This window comes from Janthinobacterium sp. LM6 (assembly GCF_002002885.1).
Classification (GTDB): Bacteria; Pseudomonadota; Gammaproteobacteria; order Burkholderiales; family Burkholderiaceae_D; genus Janthinobacterium; species Janthinobacterium kumbetense.
In genome coordinates, this window is sequence record NZ_CP019510.1 from 327,439 (window position 1) to 345,561 (window position 18,123).

An 18,123-nucleotide genomic window follows, 5' to 3' on the forward strand; every position below is an offset into this window, starting at 1 on the left:
GCCGCGACGCCATGGGTCATCTCTTGATGCATCCCGCTCAGCCCAGGGCCGCTGGCAATATCACGCACGCCTATTCCCTGGAAGTCAGCGCGAAGGACATGCCTGCGTTGAGCGCGGCGGCGCCGCGGATAGCGCCCGCGTCCACCATTGCCATTCCCTACCTGCCGCGCGAGGACAACGCCGCGCGGCTGGCCGCGGCCCGCATCGTGCGCACCCTCGGCTTTGAGCCCATGCCGCACTTGTCCGCACGCCGGATTGCCTCGTTCGCCGAGTTTGAGTCCTTCATCCGGCGCGCGGTCGCCGAAGCGGGCGTCGAGCGCTGCTTCGTGATCGCTGGCGATCCATCCACTGCGATGGGGCCGTTTTCCGACAGTGCCGCGCTGATCGACACAGGCGTGTTCGAGCGCGCGGGCATGCAGGTGATCGGCGTGGGTGGTCATCCGGAAGGCCATCCGGTCATGAGCAAGGCAGAGCAGTGGGATGTGCTCGAACGCAAGTGCCGCAGCATCGAGCAGCGCGGCATGACGCCCTTGATCGTCACGCAGTTTGCGTTTGATGCCGACATCGTGTTGACGTGGCTCAAAGCGCTGCGCGAGCGCGGCATTGACCATCCCGTGCGCGTGGGCGTGCCGGGTCCCGCGAGCATCGCAGTGCTGGCCCGCTATGCCGCATTGTGCGGCGTCAGCGCCTGCGCATCGATGTGGTCCAAGTACGGCGTGTCCATCGGCAAGCTGTTCGGCACGGCGGGGCCGGATCTGTTTGTCGAGCGCCTGACCGCCGGCCTGACAGCAGCCCACGGCAAGGTCAGCCTGCATTTCTTTCCCTTCGGCGGCATCGCACAATCCGTGAAGTGGATAGAGCAGTACCGTTTCCGCACCGCCCCGGCCCCTGGCTGACGAGCGCCTCGCCGGCGGCAGCGCGCCGCCAGCAACAGACGCCATCCAGCCGGCTTACTCCACCGTCACCGACTTCGCCAGATTCCTTGGCTTGTCCACATCCGTGCCGCGCGCCAATGCCGTGTGATACGCGAGCAATTGCAGCGCGACCACGTGCAGGATCGGCGACAGGTCGCCGTAGTGCTCGGGCAGGCGGATGACGTGCAGGCCTTCGCCGGAGCTGATGCGCGAGTCGACGTCGGCGAAGACGTACAGCTGGCCGCCGCGGGCGCGCACTTCCTGCATGTTCGATTTCAGCTTTTCGATCAGGGCGTCGTTCGGCGCGATGGTAACGACCGGCATTTCATTCGTCACCAGGGCCAGCGGGCCGTGCTTCAGTTCGCCGGCCGGGTACGCTTCGGCGTGGATGTACGAGATTTCCTTCAGTTTTAATGCGCCTTCCAGGGCGATCGGGTAGTGCATGCCGCGGCCCAGGAAGAGGGCGTTTTCCTTACGGGCGAATTCTTCGGACCAGGCGATGATCTGCGGTTCCAGCGCCAGCACGGAAGCGATGGCGACGGGCAGGTGGCGCATGGCTTTCAGGTGCGCCGCTTCCTGTTCTTCGCTCAAGCGGCCATTGACTTGCGCCAGGCACAGGGTCAGCAGGAACAGGCCCGCCAGCTGCGTCGTAAACGCCTTGGTCGACGCCACGCCCACTTCCACGCCGGCGCGCGTGATGTAGGCCAAGGCGCATTCGCGCACCATGGCGCTGGTGGCCACGTTGCAAATGGTCAAGGTGTGCTGCATGCCCAGGCTGCGCGCATGTTTCAGGGCGGCCAGGGTGTCGGCCGTTTCGCCGCTTTGCGAAATCGTCACCACCAGCGTGTTCGGATGCGGCACGCTGTCGCGGTAGCGGTATTCGCTGGCCACTTCCACGCTGACGGGCACCTTGGCAATCGCTTCGATCCAGTACTTGGCCGTCATGCCCGCATACGAGCTGGTGCCGCAGGCGAGGATCAGCACGCGGTCGATCTGCTTGAAGATTTTATACGCGTCGTCGCCGAACAGTTCCGGCATGATGCCCGTCACGCCTTCGAGCGTGTCGCCGATGGCGCGCGGCTGTTCGAAGATTTCCTTCTGCATGTAGTGGCGGTACGGGCCCAGCTCGGCCGCGCCCGTGTGGGCGTGCACGGTTTTCACTTCGCGCTCGACCGGCTTGCCATCCACGTCGACGATCCAGCAGCGCGACAGTTGCAGGTCGACCACGTCGCCTTCTTCCAGGTAGATGATCTGGTCCGTCGTGCCGGCCAGCGCCATGGCGTCGGAGGCAACAAAGTTTTCACCATTGCCCAGGCCGACGATCAGGGGCGAGCCCTGGCGCGCGGCGACCACGCGGTGCGGTTCGTCGCGGCAGAAGACGGCGATCGCATACGCGCCGTCCAGGCGTTTGACGGCTTGCTGCACGGTTTCGAACAGGTCGCCGTTATACATGTGCTCGACCAGATGGGCGATCACTTCCGTGTCCGTCTGGCTCTGGAAAACGTAACCCAAGGCCGTCAGTTCGGCGCGCAGTTCGTCGTGGTTTTCGATGATGCCGTTATGCACCAGCGCCACGCGGGCGTTCTCTTCCGTTGGGGAAAAGTGCGGGTGGGCATTGAAGGAGACAGGGGCGCCATGCGTGGCCCAGCGCGTGTGGGCGATGCCCGTGAAACCGCTCAAGCCTTCTTCGGCGATCTGCTTTTCCAATTCCGCCACGCGCGAGGTGGAGCGCGAACGCTGCAAGCGGCCATCCGCATGCAGGGCGATGCCGCAGGAATCGTAGCCGCGGTATTCCAGGCGCTTCAAGCCTTCGAGCAGGATGGGAGTGATATTACGTTGCGCTACCGCGCCGACGATGCCGCACATGGAAACCTCTGTCTAAAATTTAATCAATGCAAGCATGCTAATGCAGAGTGAATGAAATATGCTTTCTAAATCTGTGTATTTTTGACTGAATATTTCACACTCATTTTGTGATGAAATATTATTTCATTTATAATCGATTTATTTTCCAATTCATCAAAACCATGAACGATAGCAACATTACCCTCGACGAGATCGATCGTCGCATCCTGAACGCCTTGCAAATTGATGCATCGCAAACCAACAGTGAGCTGGCGCAAGCGGTGCACGTTTCGGCGCCCACCTGTTTGCGGCGGGTCAAGCATTTGCGGGAAAGCGGCGTCATCGAACGGCAAGTGGCCATCGTCGCGCCGCAGCTGGTGGGGGCGCGCCTGACCGCCATCGTGGAAATCACGCTCGACGTGCAGGCGGCGGAGCGCATGGCGGAATTCGAGCAGCTCGTGGCGCAGGAAGCGGCCGTGCTGCAATGCTACCGCGTCTCGCCCGGCCCTGACTTCGTGCTGATGGTGCAGGTGGCCGACATGCCCGCGTATCACGCGCTGGCGCACCGCCTGTTTGCCGCGCACGCGAATGTGCGCAACGTCAAAAGCTATTTTTCCACGTTCCGCAGCAAATTCGAGACGCGCATCGCCGTGTGATTCTTTACTTTCATTTATCCACCGTTTGCCCACCGCTTGCCCACACACTTATACGGCGCTTTTCCACCGCTTATGCCGCACTTGCCCACAGGCTTATGCACAAGCATGACGCGGGCAAGCCATGGCAGCAGAGCAAGGGATGCGCGGGGAAGCAGCGCCAGGCGGCCCGCGACGGTACTGCACCGGCATGCAAAAAGTGTACAAGCTACTGCCAGGTCAACTTGTGCACCGGCAGCACACAGCTTGCCAACAAGTTAGCAGCCCACTTATCGACAGGCTTATCCACAGCCTGTCCGCGGCGGCAGGCGGCAAACTCAGGGGCGCACTTCCGCTTCGGCATAGAAGCGGTAGCCGGCGTTGCGGGCGGTATTGATGGGCAAGGCCAGGCCCGCCGCCTGTTCGGCCTTGCGGCGCAAGCGGCTGATCTGGGTGTCCAGGCGGCGCTGGTCGTAGCTGAGAAAATCCTCGCCCAGCGATTGCACGATCTGCTGGCGGCTGACGATGCGTTCCGGCTCGGCCATCAACACGTGCAGCACGGTGACGTCCTGTTGCGATAGCGCAATGGCGCCGCAGCCGGGCGGCAAGAGGCGGCGCGGTCCCAGTTCCAGCACCCAGGCCGTGGAAGGCGGCGGCGCGTCGGCAGGCGGCGCACCCAGGCGCCGGGCCAGCGCGCCCAGGGTGGCGGCCAGCTCATCGAGGTCGGCGCTCTTCGGCAGGTAGTAGTCGGCACCACCGCCCAGTCCGTTGACCTTGTCCTGCGTGGCCCCGCGCGCCGTAAACACGACGATGCCGATGGGCTGCCCCTGCGCGCGCAAGGCGCGCACCAGCACCATGCCTTCGCCATCGGGCAAGCCCAGGTCGATGATGGCAATGCGGTGCACGGCCGGCGCGTAGCAGGCGTGGAAGGCGGCCAGGTCGGCCACGGCGCTGACGCGGTAGCCGCAATCGCCGAGGAACTCGGTCAACTCGTGGCGCAGCACGGCTTCGTCTTCAAGCAGGATGAGGTTCAACATGGCGCAAGGATAACCGATCGCCGTGGGGCCGGGAAGTTGTCTTTTTGACTGCCACAATGGCCGTGGTAAGCTCCTGCGCCATGAAAATCCTGCTCGCCCTTTGCCTGTTATTCACCGCCCTGTTCCCCCACGCCGCAGCTGCCGCGCCCGTGCCTGCGCCGCTGCTGCTGCCGGCCAGCGGGCAGCCCGTGTCCGCCAGCGGCCACCTGCAGATGCTGCGCGATGCCACGGGCCGGCTGGGGCCCGATGCGGCATTGGCGGCGCCAGGCTGGCGCACCTTGCCCGGCGCCGTCAGCGCCGGTTACACGCAGGATGCCGTCTGGCTGCGCCTGGACGTGGCGCGCGCGGCAGGTTCCCCCGATGAATGGGTCGTGCGTTTCAGCAACGCCGTGCTCGACGACGTGCGGCTGTACCGCTGGGATGCCGCAGGCCACTGGGTCTTGCAGGAAGCGGGCGCCGACGTGGCGCGCGGCAACTGGCCCATCGATGCGCGCCAGGTGGTGTTTCCGCTGCGCCTGCAAGCCGATACGCCGCAGCGCTGGCTGGTGCGCCTGCACAGCAAAAAGGCCATGTCGACGGAGCTGACCTTGCTGCCCAGCGATGCCTTCGACAACGCTTCGCGCCGCGAATACCTGTACTACGGCTTGCAGTTCGGCAGTTATTTACTCTTGATCCTGTTCCACATCTTTTTCTGGCGCATGACGCGCGAAGCCCACAGCGGCTGGTATCTGCTGTACGTGCTGACGAATGCCACGACGGAAGCGCTGACGATCGCCATTCCCCAGCAAATCTTCACCATGCCGAACTGGCTGTCCGATCCCATGCTGGGCGTATCGATGGCGATGTCCATCGCCGTCGGCGCGCGTTTTTCCACATTGCAACTGGAACTGCCCGCCCTGTATCCCCGTTTCAGCCGCGTCGTGGTGGGCTTGACGGCCGCTGCCGCGCTGTGCGGGGCGCTGCTGGTGCTGCACGGCGACTATGCCGCCGGCGTGCTCGTCGTGCAAATGACGGCCTTGCCATTGATCGTGCTGTTCATCGCCCTGGCCAGCTGGCTGGCGCTGCGCGGGCATCGTCCGGCGCACGCCTTCCTGTTTATCTTCGGCATCTTTTACGCGGGCGTGGTGATCAGTTTCCTGCGCAATATGGCCATCGTGCCGCCGAACTTCTGGACCAACCATGCGGCCACCCTGGGCGCCTTCGTGCACATGATGCTGATGAGCCTGCGCCTCAACCGCCGCTACGCCGAATTGCGCCGCGCCAAGGACCGGGCGCAAGCGGAGGCCGTCAGCGCCGTGCGCGCCCTGAATGAACGCCTGGAAGAGCAGGTGGCGCTGCGCACCATGGCGCTGCGGCAGGAAATCGGCCGGCGCGCCGTGCTGGAGGGCGAATTGCGCGCCGCGCTGGAAGTGGAAACCCGCACCCGCGAAGAGCAGCAGGATTTCGTTGCCATGGTGTCGCATGAATTCCACACGCCCTTGGCCATCATCAATACCACGGCCCAGCAAATTGCCCGCAACACGGACGCGCCGCGGGAAAAAACCCTGCAGCGCTGCCAGAACCTGCGCGAAGCCAGCGGCCGCATGACGGCGCTGGTGGATGAATATCTGAGCGCCGACCGCATGGAAACGAGCGCGGCAACCTTCCGGCCCCTGCCATGCGACTTGCCCGCGCTGCTGACGGCCGTGCTGGCCGAATGGCCGCCCGGCCGCATCGAAGCCAGCGTGCAGGCGCTGCCCGCCAGCGCCGTGGTGGACGCCAGCCTGCTGCGCGTGGCCCTGCGCAACTTGCTCAGCAATGCAGACCGGCACGCGCCGCAAGCCCTGGCGATCCGCGTGCAGGCCGGCACGCTCGATGACGGCCGTGTGCAGATCGCCGTCAGCAACGAAGGCGAGCCGCTGCCCGCCGATGAAATCCCGCGCCTGTTCCAGAAATACTTCCGTGGCCGCATCGCCCAGCACAAGCCCGGCGCCGGCCTGGGCCTGTACCTGGTGCAGCGCATCGCCGAATTGCACGGCGGCCAGGTAATACTGGCCAGCGCCGGCAACAACGGCACCATCAGCTTCGCCCTGCGCCTGCCCGTCTGACGACCGCGCGCATTCCCGACTAAATCAGTCGGGAATCGCTCAGGTTTGCTCAATTTTAAATTTCCCCGTTCTGATATCTTTCCGCTCAGAAATTTTTGTAGCTTTTTATAACGTTTATATTTAAAAAAGCAACGAAAGCCGCAACGGACGCCGTCCACGCACAGCACAGGGAAAACATGCACCGCAACCAACTCGCCAGCCACCTCACCGGCCCCTCCTTGTTCGCGCTGCTTTCCTGACCCGTTCTTCCCCCATTTCCCGCCCGCGCCAGCCCGGCCAGGTCCGCAGGCGCGCGGGCGTTTTCCCATTCATATCAACAAGGACATCGCATGCACCGTCACGGATCGTTGAACCACATCTACCGCCTCGTCTGGAGCCACGTCTTGAACGCCTGGGTCGCCGTCGCGGAAACGTCGCGCGGGCGCGGCAAGGGCAGCCGCCGCAAACTGGCCGCGGCAGCGGCCGCCATGACGGCGCTGGCGCTGGGAGGACCGGCGCAGGCCGCGCCCACGGGCGGGCAGGTGGTGAGCGGCACGGCCAGCATCAGCCAGCAGGGCGACAGCACCACGATCAGGCAATCGAGCCAGCAGGCCGCGCTGAACTGGAACAGTTTTAACGTGGGCGCCAAGGAAACCGTCAACTTCGTCCAGCCCTCGGCCAGCGCGCTGGCCGTCAACCGCATCTTCGACAGCAACGGCACGCAGATCCTCGGCAGAGTCAACGCGAATGGCCAGGTGTACCTGATCAATCCGAACGGCGTGCTGTTCGGCCGCGGCGCACAAGTCAACGTGGGCGGCCTGGTGGCCTCGACGCTCGACGTCGACAGCGCCAGCCTGGGCGGTTCGAAACACGCGTTCGGCGGCCAAGGCATTGGCAAGGTCGTCAACGAAGGCACGCTGCGCGCGGCCGATGGCGGCTATGTCGCCCTGCTGGGCCGGCAAGTGAGCAACCAGGGCGCCATCTCGGCCCGCCTGGGCACGGTCGCCCTGGGCGCCGGCAGCGCCGCCACCCTGAGCTTTGACGGCGCGCGCCTGCTGCAACTGCGCATCGAGCAAAGCACCTTGAACAACCTGGCCGAGAACGGCGGCCTGATCCGCGCCGATGGCGGCCAGGTGCTGATGAGCGCAGGCGCCCGCGATTCGCTGCTGGCCAGCGTCGTCAACCACACGGGCGTCATCGAGGCGCGCAGCGTGGAACAGCGCGATGGCAGCATCATCTTGCTCGGCGGTATGACCGCCGGCACCACCCATGTGAGCGGCACCCTGGACGCCAGCGCCCCGAATGGCGGCAATGGCGGCTTCATCGAGACGAGCGCCGCTCACGTGAAGATCGGCAACGACGTGCGCATCAGCACGGCCGCTGCCCAGGGCCGCGCCGGCACCTGGCTGATCGACCCCGTCGACTTCACCATCGCCGCCAGCGGCGGCGACATCAGCGGCGCCGCCCTGACGGCCAATTTGCGCAACGGCAATGTCGTGATCCAGAGCACGCAAGGCAGCCACGGCACGGCCGGCGACGTGCACGTCAACGACCAGGTCAGCTGGTCGGCCAATGAACTGACCTTGAATGCGCAGCGCAACATCAATATCAACGCCAACCTGAACGGTTCCGGCACGGCCAGCCTGGCGCTGGAATACGGCCAGGGCGCCGCCGCTGCCGGCAACACGGCCGTGTATCAGCTGGGCAACGGCGCGCAGGTGAGTTTGCCCGCCGGACAACACTTCAGCACCAAGCTGGGCGCCGATGGCGTGCGCACCGGCTACACGGTGATTACCCAGCTGGGCGCTTATCGCAGTGTCACGGGCACCGACTTGCAAGGCATTAACGGCAAGCCGAACGGCAATTTTGTGCTCGGCGCCGACATCGACGCCTCGGCCACCGCCTCGGCCGCCTGGAACCCCGACTGGTGGGACGCGGGCTTCGTGCCGCTGGGCAGGGATGCGGCCTTTGGCGGCATCTTCGACGGCCTCGGCCATTCCATCAATCAGCTCAGCATGATGTCCGGTTCCGGCGGCGGCAGCGGCTTGTTTTCCGTGACCACCAAGGATGCCCTGATCCAGAACGTGGGCTTGAATGGCGGCCGCATCAAGACCCACTATTACGCCGGTGGGCTGGTGGGCGACAACAAGGGCACGATCAAGAATAGCTATGCGGCGCTCGACGTCATCGCCGATGGCTTCATCAGCGGCGGCCTGGTGGCGCGCAACAGCGGCACCATCGTCAACAGCTACGCCTCGGGCGCCGTCAGCAGCAATACCCAGAGCGGCGGCCTGGTCGGCATCAACCTGGGAACGATCAGCAACAGCTATGCCACGGGCAGCGTGGCGGGCAAGACCGAGATCGGCGGCCTGGTGGGCGCCAACTGGGGAGCGGGATCCGTCAATACCAGCTACGCGGCGGGGCGCCTGCTCATCGCCGACGGCGGCACCAACTTCGGCGGTTTGATCGGCAGCAACAACGCGCCCCAGCAAATCAGCAACAGCTTCTGGTCCATCGACGGTACGGGCCAGGCGACCTCCAAGGGCGGCACCGGCCTGACGGACACGCAGATGCGCACGGCCAGCAGTTTTACGGGATTCAATTTCACCACCACGCCTGGCGCGCAGGGCAATAACTGGGTGCTGGTCAACGTGGACGGCAACTTGAATAATGCCGGCCATGGCGAAGGCGGCACCTATCCCATGCTGGCATCCGAGTATTCCACAACGATTTACAATGCGCACCAGCTGCAATTGATGTCCATGGCACTCAATGGCAGCTATGTGCTGGGAGCCAACATCGATGCCAGCGCCACGGCGGGCGGCAAGGGCGTCTGGGGCAAGAATGGATTCATTCCTGTCGGTATGGCAAACGGCCTGAGCGGCGGCATAGAAAATATCTTCACCGGCAGCTTGAATGGCCAGAGCCATACCATCAGCGGACTGACCATCGCGTCCGACTTCGATATCGTCGGCTTGTTCGGCTATGCGGATAGCTCCTCCGTCATCAGCAATATCGGCTTACTGGGCGGCAGCATCAGCGGCGTCATCCACGTCGGCGCCCTGGCGGGCTTCGGCAAGGGCCTCATTTCCAACAGCTACAGCAGCGCAACGGTCAATGGCCGCGAGTCTGTTGGCGGCTTGCTCGGCACGAACGACGGCAATATCAACAACAGCTACGCCAGCGGCGCCGTCAGCGGCAGCACGTCCGTGGGCGGCCTGATCGGCCTCAACATGGGCAGTACCGTCGAGAACACGTATGCGACGGGCATGGTCAAGGGCGAGACCAGCAAGGGCGCGTTAATCGGCACCAACTTCAGCCAGGTAAACAACAGCTTCTGGACCAGTACTGACGGCGTCCCGGGCATCGGCAGCGGTGGCGGCGCGCAGACGAACGTGCGCGCCTTGAGCGATGCGCAACTGCACTCGAAATCGAGTTTCGATGGCTGGGATATGGCCACGAACGCCGGCAGCGGCGCCATCTGGCGCATCTATGAAGGCCAGACAGCGCCGTTGCTGCGCAGCTTCCTGACCGCGCTGACAGTCACCTCGGATGCTGTCAGCAAGACTTACGATGGCCACAGCTATGCGGGGGGCCTGACCAATGCACGTTACTCGGTCGCTGGCGCTGCCGGCTCCGGGCAAGTCTTTTCCTCAAGCAATAGCCTGTACGGCGCCATCCGCGATGCCGGCCTCTACAACTCCGTCGGCACCTACCTGTATTCCGGCCAACAAGGGTATGACATCGATCTGCAGGCGGGCGCCCTGACGATCAACCGGGCCGTCATCAGTCTGAACGGCACGCGCACCTATGACGGCAGCGCCAGCATGGCGGCCGGTCTGCTGACATTGAGCGGCCTGGTGCAAGGCGAGAACCTGTTGCTTTCGGGTAACGGTATCCTCGACAACAAAAACGCGGGTGGAAAAAAGACCATGGCCAACGGCACGCTGGCGCTGGCTGACGGCAGCACGGGCCAGGCCAGCAACTACACCTTGGAAGGCGGCAGGCACAGCGCCACCGTCAACCGCGCCACGCTGAATGTGCAGGGCGTGGGGGCGGCCAATAAAGTCTATGACGCCAGCACGGGCGCCACCTTGACCGGCAAGGCCAAGGTGCAGGCGCTGGGCGATGACCAGCTGAACGTGGCCGGAGGCACCGCCCGTTTTGCCGACAAGAATGCGGGCATGGGCAAGACCGTCACCCTGAGCGGCTTTACCTTGCAGGGCGCGGATGCGGCCAACTATGTGCTGGTGCAGCCGAACAACGTCACGGCCGACATCGGCAAGGCCAGCGTGGCAGTGGCCGGCGTGGGCGCGGCAAGCAAAATCTATGACGCCAGCACTGCCGCCACCCTGACGGGCAAGGCCACCGTGCAGGCGCTGGGCGGCGACCAGTTGAGCGTGGCCGGCGGCGTCGCCCGCTTTGCCGACAAGAACGCGGGCAAGGGCAAAACCGTCATCGTCGACGGCTTTGCCTTGCAAGGCGCGGATGCGGCCAACTATGACCTCGTGCAGCCGGGCAAGGTTACGGCCGACATCAGTAAAGCTACTGTCGGCGTGAGCGGCGTGGGCGCGGCAAATAAAGTGTATGACGCCAGCACGGGCGCCACCCTGACGGGCAAGGCCAGCGTGCAGGCGCTGGGCGGCGATGAACTGCGCGTGGCGGGCGGCGCTGCCCGCTTTGCCGACAAGCACGCCGGAACAGGCAAAACCGTCATCGTCGACGGCTTTGCCTTGCAAGGCGCGGATGCAGGCAACTATGACCTCGTGCAACCGGGCAACATCACCGCCGATATCGGCAAGGCCAGCTTGCTGTACACGGCCACCGCCGCCAGCCTGACGGGCGGCCGCACGCCGGAAGGCTTGAGCGGCAAGGTCAGCGGCCTGCTGGGCGGCGACACCCTGGCCGACGCCACCAGCGGCACCCTGGCCTGGACCAGCCCGGCCACGGCCAGCAGTCCGGCTGGCAACTACGCCATCACCGGCAGCGGCCTGGCCTCGGCCGACTATGCCTTCCTGCAAGCCGAGGGCAATGCCGGCGCGCTGACCCTGACGTCGGCAAGCCTGCCGCCGCCGGCCAGCCTGCCACCGCCGGCCCAGGCAGCCGTGGTGCAACTGCAGGCGCAGGTGCTGGGCAGCTTTGCCGACACGCGTCCCGGCACCTTGGCCGCCGCGCCCACCATCACCGTCACGCAGACGGACGCCCCGGCCGGCACTGCCGCCGCCAGCAATGCCTTGCCAAACACCAGCATGCAGATCGGCAGCCGCGGCCCGGCCCTGCAAGTCGTCCTGGGCGGCGTCAAGCTGCCCGCCAACATGCTTAACGTAAATCAATAACACCATGACTCATTCCTTGACTCCGCGACACCTGATGCAACAACCGTTGCTGTCCCTGCTGCTGCTGGCCTTTGCGCCATGCGCCGTAGCACAAACCACCCCGGTCGTGCCCGATGCGGGCGCCATCCTGCGCCAGTTGCAGCCGGCCACGCCCGCCAATACGGCTCCCGGCGCGCCGGCGCTGCGCATCGAACAGAAAGAGGGCGCGCCGCTGCCCGCCAGCGCGCCATTTCTCGTCACGCAAATCGACATCGCCGGCAACAGCGCATTCGACACGGCCACCTTGCAGGCGCTCGTCGCCAGCGCCCATGGCACGACCTTATCCCTGGAGCAACTGGGAGAACTGGCGGCCCGCATCACCAGCTACTACCGCGCCCATGGCTATCCGCTGGCGCGCGCCATCGTGCCCGCCCAAACCATCCGCCAGGGCATCGTGCGCATCGACGTGCTCGAGGCGCGCTACGGCAAGGTGGGCATCGACAACCGCAGCGATGTCAGCGACGCCTTGCTGAACGCCACGCTGGCGCCGCTGCAAACAGGCCAGACCATCAGCCAGGCAGAACTCGACCGCAGCTTGCTGTTGCTGTCCGACATACCGAATGTCGCCATCACGGCCACGCTCACGCCCGGCGCCGAAGTGGGCGGCTCCGACCTGCTGGTCGATGCCTGGTCCGGTCCGCGCATGGCCGGCGCTGCCTTCCTCGACAACAATGGCAACCGCTACACGGGCCGCGCCCGCCTTGGCGCCACCGTGTACCTGTACAACCCGCTGCACCAGGGCGACGTGGCCAGCGCCAGCGTGCTCAGCTCGGGCAAGAGCATGTCGTATGCGCGTCTCGGCTATGATTTGCTGCTGAACGGCGCCGGCACGCGCGCCGGGGTGGCCATGTCCGCCCTGCGCTACCGCCTGGAAGGCGCCATGCGCCCGCTGCATGCACATGGCACGGCCCAGGTCGCCAGTGCCTGGCTGCGCCATCCGCTGCTGCGCAGCCGCGATGCGAACATGTCGATCCAGCTGCAATATGACCAGGTGCACCTGCGCGACCGCATCGACGCCAGCGCCATGCGCAGCGACCGCCGCCTGGACAACCTGAGCGCCACCCTGGGCGGCGACGTGCGCGATGCCGCCTTCGCTGGCGCCATCACCAGCTGGAGCGTGGCCGCGACGGCTGGCAAGCTCGATATCAGCGACCCGCTGACGCGCCTGAACGACGCCTTCAGCGCCCGCAGCCATGGCAATTTTGCGAAATGGAACGTCAACCTGTCGCGCCTGCAAAACCTGGACCAGCGCAACGCCGTGTACCTGGCCTTCGCGGGACAGTGGGCGGACAGCAATCTCGATTCCTCCGAAAAGATGAGCGTGGGAGGCCCGTACACGGTGCGCGCGTATGACGTGGGCGCGGCAGCTGGCGACCTCGGCTATTTCGGCAGCGCGGAATGGCGGCATGAACTGAGCGCCAGCGATGCGGGGCAATGGCAAGCCGTGGCCTTCGTCGACAGCGCGCGCGTGACGGTGAACCAGCAGCGCTGGACGCCGGGCCCGAACAGCGCGCGCCTGCACGGTGCCGGACTGGGCGTGAACTGGGCGGGCGGGCAGCAGTGGAATGCCCGCGCCTACGTCGCCAAGCCCATCGGCGGCACGCCAGTCCTGCTGGCGTCGCGCAGTTCGGCCCGCCTGTGGGTCGAACTGAATCGCCGCTTCTGATGCGGCGGCAACAGCCGGAAGCCCGACTTTCGGCTGTTGCTTGATCCAACGCAAGAGTTACCCACCAGCTATCCACCGTCTGTGCACGGTTTTTCCACAGGCTTACCCACAGCGATATCCTGAAAGTGGGTGACAAATATGCAGTTATCCCCACTTGTACCCACGCTATCCAGCGCTTATCCGCAGACTTACGCACAGAGTTATCCACAATCCGCAGAAAAAGGGGATTACATCGCTGGCAAACCGCTGGAATCAGCGGAAAAGGCAGCGACAAGCGCATGGCGGGCCAGATTGAAAAACTTGCCAACAGCTTATGCGCAGGCTTGCACACAGGCTTATGCGCCACTTGTGCAGTGGCTTGCCCACAGAGTTATCCACATACAAAAAAGGCAGGCCATGCGGCCTGCCTGTGTGCAAGGGCTGACTGCGCCGCTTACTTCTTGATTTTCACGGGGCGCGTCCAGCCATCGATGGTCACCTGGCGCGCGCGCGATACCGTCAGCTTGCCGGCCGGCGCATCTTTCGACAAGGTCGTGCCGGCGCCCAGGGTGGCGCCCTTGCCGACGGTGACGGGGGCGATCAGCTGGCTGTCGCTGCCGATGAAGGCATCGTCTTCAATGACCGTGCGGAACTTGTTCACGCCATCGTAGTTGCAGGTGATCGTGCCGGCGCCGATGTTGACCTTCGAGCCGATGGTGGCGTCGCCGATGTAAGCCAGGTGGTTGGCCTTGCTGTGGGCGGCGATCTGGCTGTTTTTCACTTCGACGAAGTTACCGATATGCACGTCTTTCGCCAGGACTGTGCCCGGGCGCAGGCGCGCGTAGGGGCCGATGATGGAAGCGGCGCCGACGATGGCGTCCTCGATATGGCAGAAGGGCTTGATGTGCGCGCCAGCCGCCACCGTGGCGTTGATGAAGACGTTGTTGGCGCCCACGCGCACGCCGTCGCCCAGTTCCACGCGGCCTTCGAACACGCAGCCCACGTCGATGGTGACATCGCGGCCGCAAATGAGTTCGCCGCGCACGTCGATGCGGGCCGGATCGAGCAGGGTCACGCCCCGTTCCAGCAGCGCTTGCGCGATATTGTTCTGGTGGATGCGTTCCAGCTGGGCCAGCTGCACCTTGCTGTTGACGCCCGCCACTTCCCACACGGCAGCCGGGTGGGCCGAAGTGACGGCCACGCCATCGGCGACGGCCTGGGCGACGATATCGGTCAGATAGTATTCCCCTTGGGCATTATCATTCGACAAGGCCGACAACCATTGCTTGAGCTGCACGGTGGGCGCGACCATGATGCCGCTGTTGATCTCGCGGATGGCGCGCTCGGCGGGCGTGGCATCCTTTTCCTCGACGATGCGCACGATGGCGCCGTTGTCGCGCACGATGCGGCCCAGGCCGAACGGGTCGTCCTGTTCCACGGTCAGGATGGCCAGTTTATCGTTGCCGGCCGCCTGCACCAGCTGCTGCAGGGAAGCGGCGCTGGTCAGCGGCACGTCGCCGTACAGGATCAGGGTCGGCACGCTGTCATCCAGCAAAGGCAGCGCTTGCTGGACGGCATGGCCGGTGCCCAGCTGCTGCGCCTGCTCGGCGGCGTCGATCTGCACGCCATGGTTCACCTTGTAGCCGTCAAGCAACTTCAGCACCGCTGCGCCCCCATGCCCGTAAATCACGCATAATCGGGACGGCGCCAGGCCGCGCGCCGTGTCGATGACGTGCGACAACAGCGGCTTGCCCGCCAACGGGTGCAATACCTTGGGCAGTGCCGACTGCATACGTTTGCCCATACCGGCAGCGAGAATGACAACGTTCATAGACCGTCTTTTATAAGTTAAGAATATGAAAAAGTTTAACACGCAGGCCCCGTCTTCCCCGTCTTCCAGCCGCTTTATGTATGCCTTACTGGCCATCCTGCTCGTCGTCATGGCCGGTTGCAGCGGCTTGCGCCTGGCCTACAACAATGGCGATACCGTGCTGTACTGGTGGCTGAACGCGTATGTCGACCTGGACCGCGACCAGAAGGGCTGGGTGCGCGACGATATCGACAAGCTGTTCGACTGGCACCGCAAGACGCAATTGAAGGATTACGTGGAAATCCTGCGCACGGGCCAGAAGCAGTTGCAAGGCAATGCCACGCAGGCGGACTTGATGGCGGATTACAGCGAGATCAAGCAGCGCACCCAGGCGCTGTTGCTGAAGGCGGCGCCCGAGCTGGCCGACCTGGCGCGCTCGCTCAAGCCCGAGCAAATCGCGCAGATGGAAAAGAAGTTCAAGTCGAACAATGACGATTACCGCAAGAAATACCTGAGCGGCGACCAGGAGAAGCGCCAGAAACTGCGCTACAAGAAAGCCATGGAGCAATTCGAACTGTGGTTCGGCAGCTTCAGCAGCGAGCAGGAAGCGATCATCCGCAAGGCGTCCGACGCGCGTCCGCTGAACAATGAGATCTGGCTCGACGAACGCATGCGGCGCCAGCAGAATGTGTTGAGCCTGGTCAAGAAAGTTCACCAGGAAAAGCTCGGCAAGGACGCCAGCGTGAGCCTGATCAACACCCTGATCAAGGACAGTTTCGAGCGCCTCGAACATTCCGAACGCAAGGCCTTTTTTGATGCCTACGAAAGCAGCACGGCGCAGATGGTCTTGACGGTCATCAAGATCGCCACGCCGGCGCAAAAAACCCATGCCGTCAAGCGCATGCAGGGCTGGATCGACGATTTCAATTCCCTGACCACGCAAGCCAAATAGACAGGCAGCGCCAGCAGGGGGGAGGGGGCCATATGCTATAGTGGCCGCCACCAAATTGAAGAAATGAAACGCCTAACAAAACCGTAGCGAGCGGCAGTGAGTTGTGGCTAAGAAGCGCAGCTGTGCGAATGCACGGGGCCGCCGAGGCAGTGAGCATCGCAGGCCGCAAATCGCGACGCGCAGTAGGTTTTGTTAGGTGTTTTAAATGCCCATGCAAAAGAAAATTAAAAAACCCGCCAAAGTCCCCGTCCACCACGCGCCGCCACCGAACCAGGTGCGCATCATCGGCGGCCAGTGGAAGCGCTCCGTACTGCCTGTTTTGCAGGCACTGGGCTTGCGCCCGACACCGGACCGCGTGCGCGAAACCGTGTTCAACTGGATCAACCACTTGCGCGACGGCGACTGGGCCAATGCCCAGGTGCTGGACCTGTTCGCCGGCAGCGGCGCACTCGGCTTCGAGGCGGCCAGCCGCGGCGCGGCGTCCGTCACCATGGTCGACACCCATACGCCCGTGATCCGCCAGCTGGAAGAAAACAAGGTGAAATTGCGCGCCGATAATGTCCAGCTGCTGCGCGGCGACGCCTTGCTGACGGCGCAAGGCCTGGCATCGCGCGGCCAGCGTTACGACCTGATCTTCCTCGATCCGCCCTACCAGCAGGATTTCCTGGCGAAAGTGTTGCCGCTGTGCGCCAACCTGCTCAAGGAAGGCGGCATGGTGTATGCGGAATCGGGCTTGCCGCTGGTCTTCGATGCAACCAGCGCCCTGGAAAAACCGGAGTGGATGGCGCCGTGGGAAGTCATCCGCGCCGACAAGGCGGGCACCGTTTATTATCATTTGCTAACTTACAACAAAATGCCGGCTACTGCCTGAATCTGCCTATAAATGAGGCAAAAAAGCTCCCTGGCCCGAGGCGCAGCACCAAGGTGCTCACCAATTTCAGGCATAATGCGCGTCTATATTGGTGCATCGTCAGGGAGCCGCAATGGTTGTAGCCGTTTATCCAGGAACATTCGATCCGCTCACGCGCGGTCATGAAGATTTGGTGCGCCGCGCATCGGGTCTGTTTGACAAGCTGATCGTCGGTGTGGCCGACAGCAAGAACAAGCAACCGTTTTTCTCGCTCGACGAACGCCTGGAAATCGCCAACGAAGTGCTCGGCCACTATCCGAATGTGCAAGTGGAAAGCTTTTCCGGCCTGCTCAAGGATTTCGTGCGCAAGCATGAAGCGCGGGTCATCGTGCGCGGCTTGCGCGCCGTCTCCGACTTCGAATACGAATTCCAGATGGCGGGCATGAACCGCTACCTGCTGCCCGATGTCGAAACCATGTTCCTGACGCCGTCCGACCAGTACCAGTTCATTTCGGGCACCATCGTGCGCGAAATCGCGGCGCTGGGCGGCGACGTCTCCAAGTTTGTCTTCCCCTCGGTGAACCGCTGGCTGCAAAACAAGATTGCCGCCAACGCTGCCTCATCGCAATAAGTAAGAGTGAAATCATGGCATTACTGATCACCGACGAATGCATCAATTGCGACATTTGCGAGCCCGAGTGCCCGAATGACGCGATCTACATGGGCGCGGAAATCTACGAAATCGATCCCAACAAGTGCACCGAATGCGTGGGCCACTTTGACGAGCCGCAATGCCAGCAAGTGTGCCCCGTCAGCTGCATCCCCTTCAATCCCGCCTGGCGCGAAAGCCCGGAGCAATTGATGGCCAAGTACGAACGCCTGCAGGCGGAACTGCCCGCCGCCAAAGCCTAAGCTTTTCTTCCGCGCCACTTCCGGGCCACGTCTGCGTGGCGCCAGCTTCTGCCAACTGTTCTACACTGTGTGCTGACTTATCCAC

12 protein-coding genes are annotated in these 18,123 nt (G+C 63.9%); 9 read left to right on the forward strand and 3 right to left on the reverse strand.

From position 1 onward, the window contains the following. Positions 1-11: 11 nt before the first annotated feature. Entirely contained in the window at positions 12-896 is an 885-nt protein-coding gene (locus BZG29_RS01390; RefSeq protein WP_077408906.1) for a methylenetetrahydrofolate reductase, read from the forward strand. A gap of 54 nt (positions 897-950) precedes the next feature. Here BZG29_RS01390 and glmS read toward each other — a convergent pair whose 3' ends face one another. Next, entirely contained in the window at positions 951-2,780 is a 1,830-nt protein-coding gene (gene glmS, locus BZG29_RS01395) for a glutamine--fructose-6-phosphate transaminase (isomerizing) (RefSeq protein ID WP_077398351.1), read from the reverse strand. A gap of 161 nt (positions 2,781-2,941) precedes the next feature. Here glmS and BZG29_RS01400 point away from each other — a divergent pair, with 161 nt between their 5' ends. After that, the gene (locus BZG29_RS01400; RefSeq protein ID WP_077408907.1) at positions 2,942-3,415 is read left to right on the forward strand and encodes an Lrp/AsnC family transcriptional regulator; all 474 of its coding nucleotides are present in this window, start codon (positions 2,942-2,944) and stop codon (positions 3,413-3,415) included. Positions 3,416-3,729: 314 nt separating this feature from the next. Here the strand turns inward: BZG29_RS01400 and BZG29_RS01405 are convergent, their stop codons facing one another. Beyond that, the gene (locus BZG29_RS01405; protein ID WP_077398352.1) at positions 3,730-4,428 is read right to left on the reverse strand and encodes a response regulator transcription factor; all 699 of its coding nucleotides are present in this window, start codon (positions 4,426-4,428) and stop codon (positions 3,730-3,732) included. A gap of 80 nt (positions 4,429-4,508) precedes the next feature. On the opposite strand from BZG29_RS01405, the gene BZG29_RS01410 reads away from it, so the two are divergent. The 3 genes from BZG29_RS01410 to BZG29_RS01420 all read left to right on the forward strand — a co-directional run bounded on the left by BZG29_RS01410 (position 4,509) and on the right by BZG29_RS01420 (position 13,535). Next, positions 4,509-6,515 (forward strand): sensor histidine kinase, encoded by a 2,007-nt coding sequence (locus tag BZG29_RS01410; protein WP_171984915.1) that lies wholly within the window; start codon positions 4,509-4,511, stop codon positions 6,513-6,515. Between the two features lie 329 nt (positions 6,516-6,844). Continuing rightward, entirely contained in the window at positions 6,845-11,830 is a 4,986-nt protein-coding gene (locus BZG29_RS01415) for a YDG domain-containing protein (RefSeq protein ID WP_077408908.1), read from the forward strand. A gap of 34 nt (positions 11,831-11,864) precedes the next feature. Next, a complete protein-coding gene (locus tag BZG29_RS01420; protein WP_253192748.1) occupies positions 11,865-13,535 on the forward strand; it encodes a ShlB/FhaC/HecB family hemolysin secretion/activation protein in 1,671 nt (556 codons plus the stop codon). Between the two features lie 433 nt (positions 13,536-13,968). On the opposite strand, the gene glmU is transcribed toward BZG29_RS01420, so the two are convergent. Further along, positions 13,969-15,345, reverse strand: coding sequence for a bifunctional UDP-N-acetylglucosamine diphosphorylase/glucosamine-1-phosphate N-acetyltransferase GlmU (gene glmU / locus BZG29_RS01425; protein ID WP_077398355.1), 1,377 nt, complete (start codon positions 15,343-15,345; stop codon positions 13,969-13,971). 76 nt (positions 15,346-15,421) lie between these two features. Here glmU and BZG29_RS01430 point away from each other — a divergent pair, with 76 nt between their 5' ends. From BZG29_RS01430 to BZG29_RS01445, 4 genes are all read left to right on the forward strand, one after another. Beyond that, positions 15,422-16,276, forward strand: coding sequence for a DUF6279 family lipoprotein (locus BZG29_RS01430; RefSeq protein WP_253192749.1), 855 nt, complete (start codon positions 15,422-15,424; stop codon positions 16,274-16,276). Positions 16,277-16,487: 211 nt separating this feature from the next. Continuing rightward, positions 16,488-17,147, forward strand: coding sequence for a 16S rRNA (guanine(966)-N(2))-methyltransferase RsmD (gene rsmD / locus BZG29_RS01435; protein ID WP_171984916.1), 660 nt, complete (start codon positions 16,488-16,490; stop codon positions 17,145-17,147). Positions 17,148-17,259: 112 nt separating this feature from the next. After that, positions 17,260-17,757: a pantetheine-phosphate adenylyltransferase gene (coaD, locus tag BZG29_RS01440; RefSeq protein ID WP_034752633.1), complete on the forward strand. Its 498-nt coding sequence runs from the start codon at positions 17,260-17,262 to the stop codon at positions 17,755-17,757. A 14-nt stretch (positions 17,758-17,771) separates the two neighbouring features. Further along, positions 17,772-18,038 carry a YfhL family 4Fe-4S dicluster ferredoxin gene (locus BZG29_RS01445; RefSeq protein ID WP_077398358.1) on the forward strand — a complete coding sequence of 89 codons (267 nt, stop codon included), beginning with the start codon at positions 17,772-17,774 and terminating at the stop codon, positions 18,036-18,038. The last annotated feature ends 85 nt before the right edge of the window (positions 18,039-18,123 follow it).

What these genes read in the sequence shown, in the direction of transcription:
- BZG29_RS01390 (WP_077408906.1), top strand. Translation starts at nt 12, where the DNA reads ATGGGTCATCTCTTGATGCATCCCGCTCAGCCCAGGGCCGCTGGCAAT.
- glmS (WP_077398351.1), bottom strand. Translation starts at nt 2,780, where the DNA reads ATGTGCGGCATCGTCGGCGCGGTAGCGCAACGTAATATCACTCCCATC.
- BZG29_RS01400 (WP_077408907.1), top strand. Translation starts at nt 2,942, where the DNA reads ATGAACGATAGCAACATTACCCTCGACGAGATCGATCGTCGCATCCTG.
- BZG29_RS01405 (WP_077398352.1), bottom strand. Translation starts at nt 4,428, where the DNA reads ATGTTGAACCTCATCCTGCTTGAAGACGAAGCCGTGCTGCGCCACGAG.
- BZG29_RS01410 (WP_171984915.1), top strand. Translation starts at nt 4,509, where the DNA reads ATGAAAATCCTGCTCGCCCTTTGCCTGTTATTCACCGCCCTGTTCCCC.
- BZG29_RS01415 (WP_077408908.1), top strand. Translation starts at nt 6,845, where the DNA reads ATGCACCGTCACGGATCGTTGAACCACATCTACCGCCTCGTCTGGAGC.
- BZG29_RS01420 (WP_253192748.1), top strand. Translation starts at nt 11,865, where the DNA reads ATGCAACAACCGTTGCTGTCCCTGCTGCTGCTGGCCTTTGCGCCATGC.
- glmU (WP_077398355.1), bottom strand. Translation starts at nt 15,345, where the DNA reads ATGAACGTTGTCATTCTCGCTGCCGGTATGGGCAAACGTATGCAGTCG.
- BZG29_RS01430 (WP_253192749.1), top strand. Translation starts at nt 15,422, where the DNA reads ATGTATGCCTTACTGGCCATCCTGCTCGTCGTCATGGCCGGTTGCAGC.
- rsmD (WP_171984916.1), top strand. Translation starts at nt 16,488, where the DNA reads ATGCAAAAGAAAATTAAAAAACCCGCCAAAGTCCCCGTCCACCACGCG.
- coaD (WP_034752633.1), top strand. Translation starts at nt 17,260, where the DNA reads ATGGTTGTAGCCGTTTATCCAGGAACATTCGATCCGCTCACGCGCGGT.
- BZG29_RS01445 (WP_077398358.1), top strand. Translation starts at nt 17,772, where the DNA reads ATGGCATTACTGATCACCGACGAATGCATCAATTGCGACATTTGCGAG.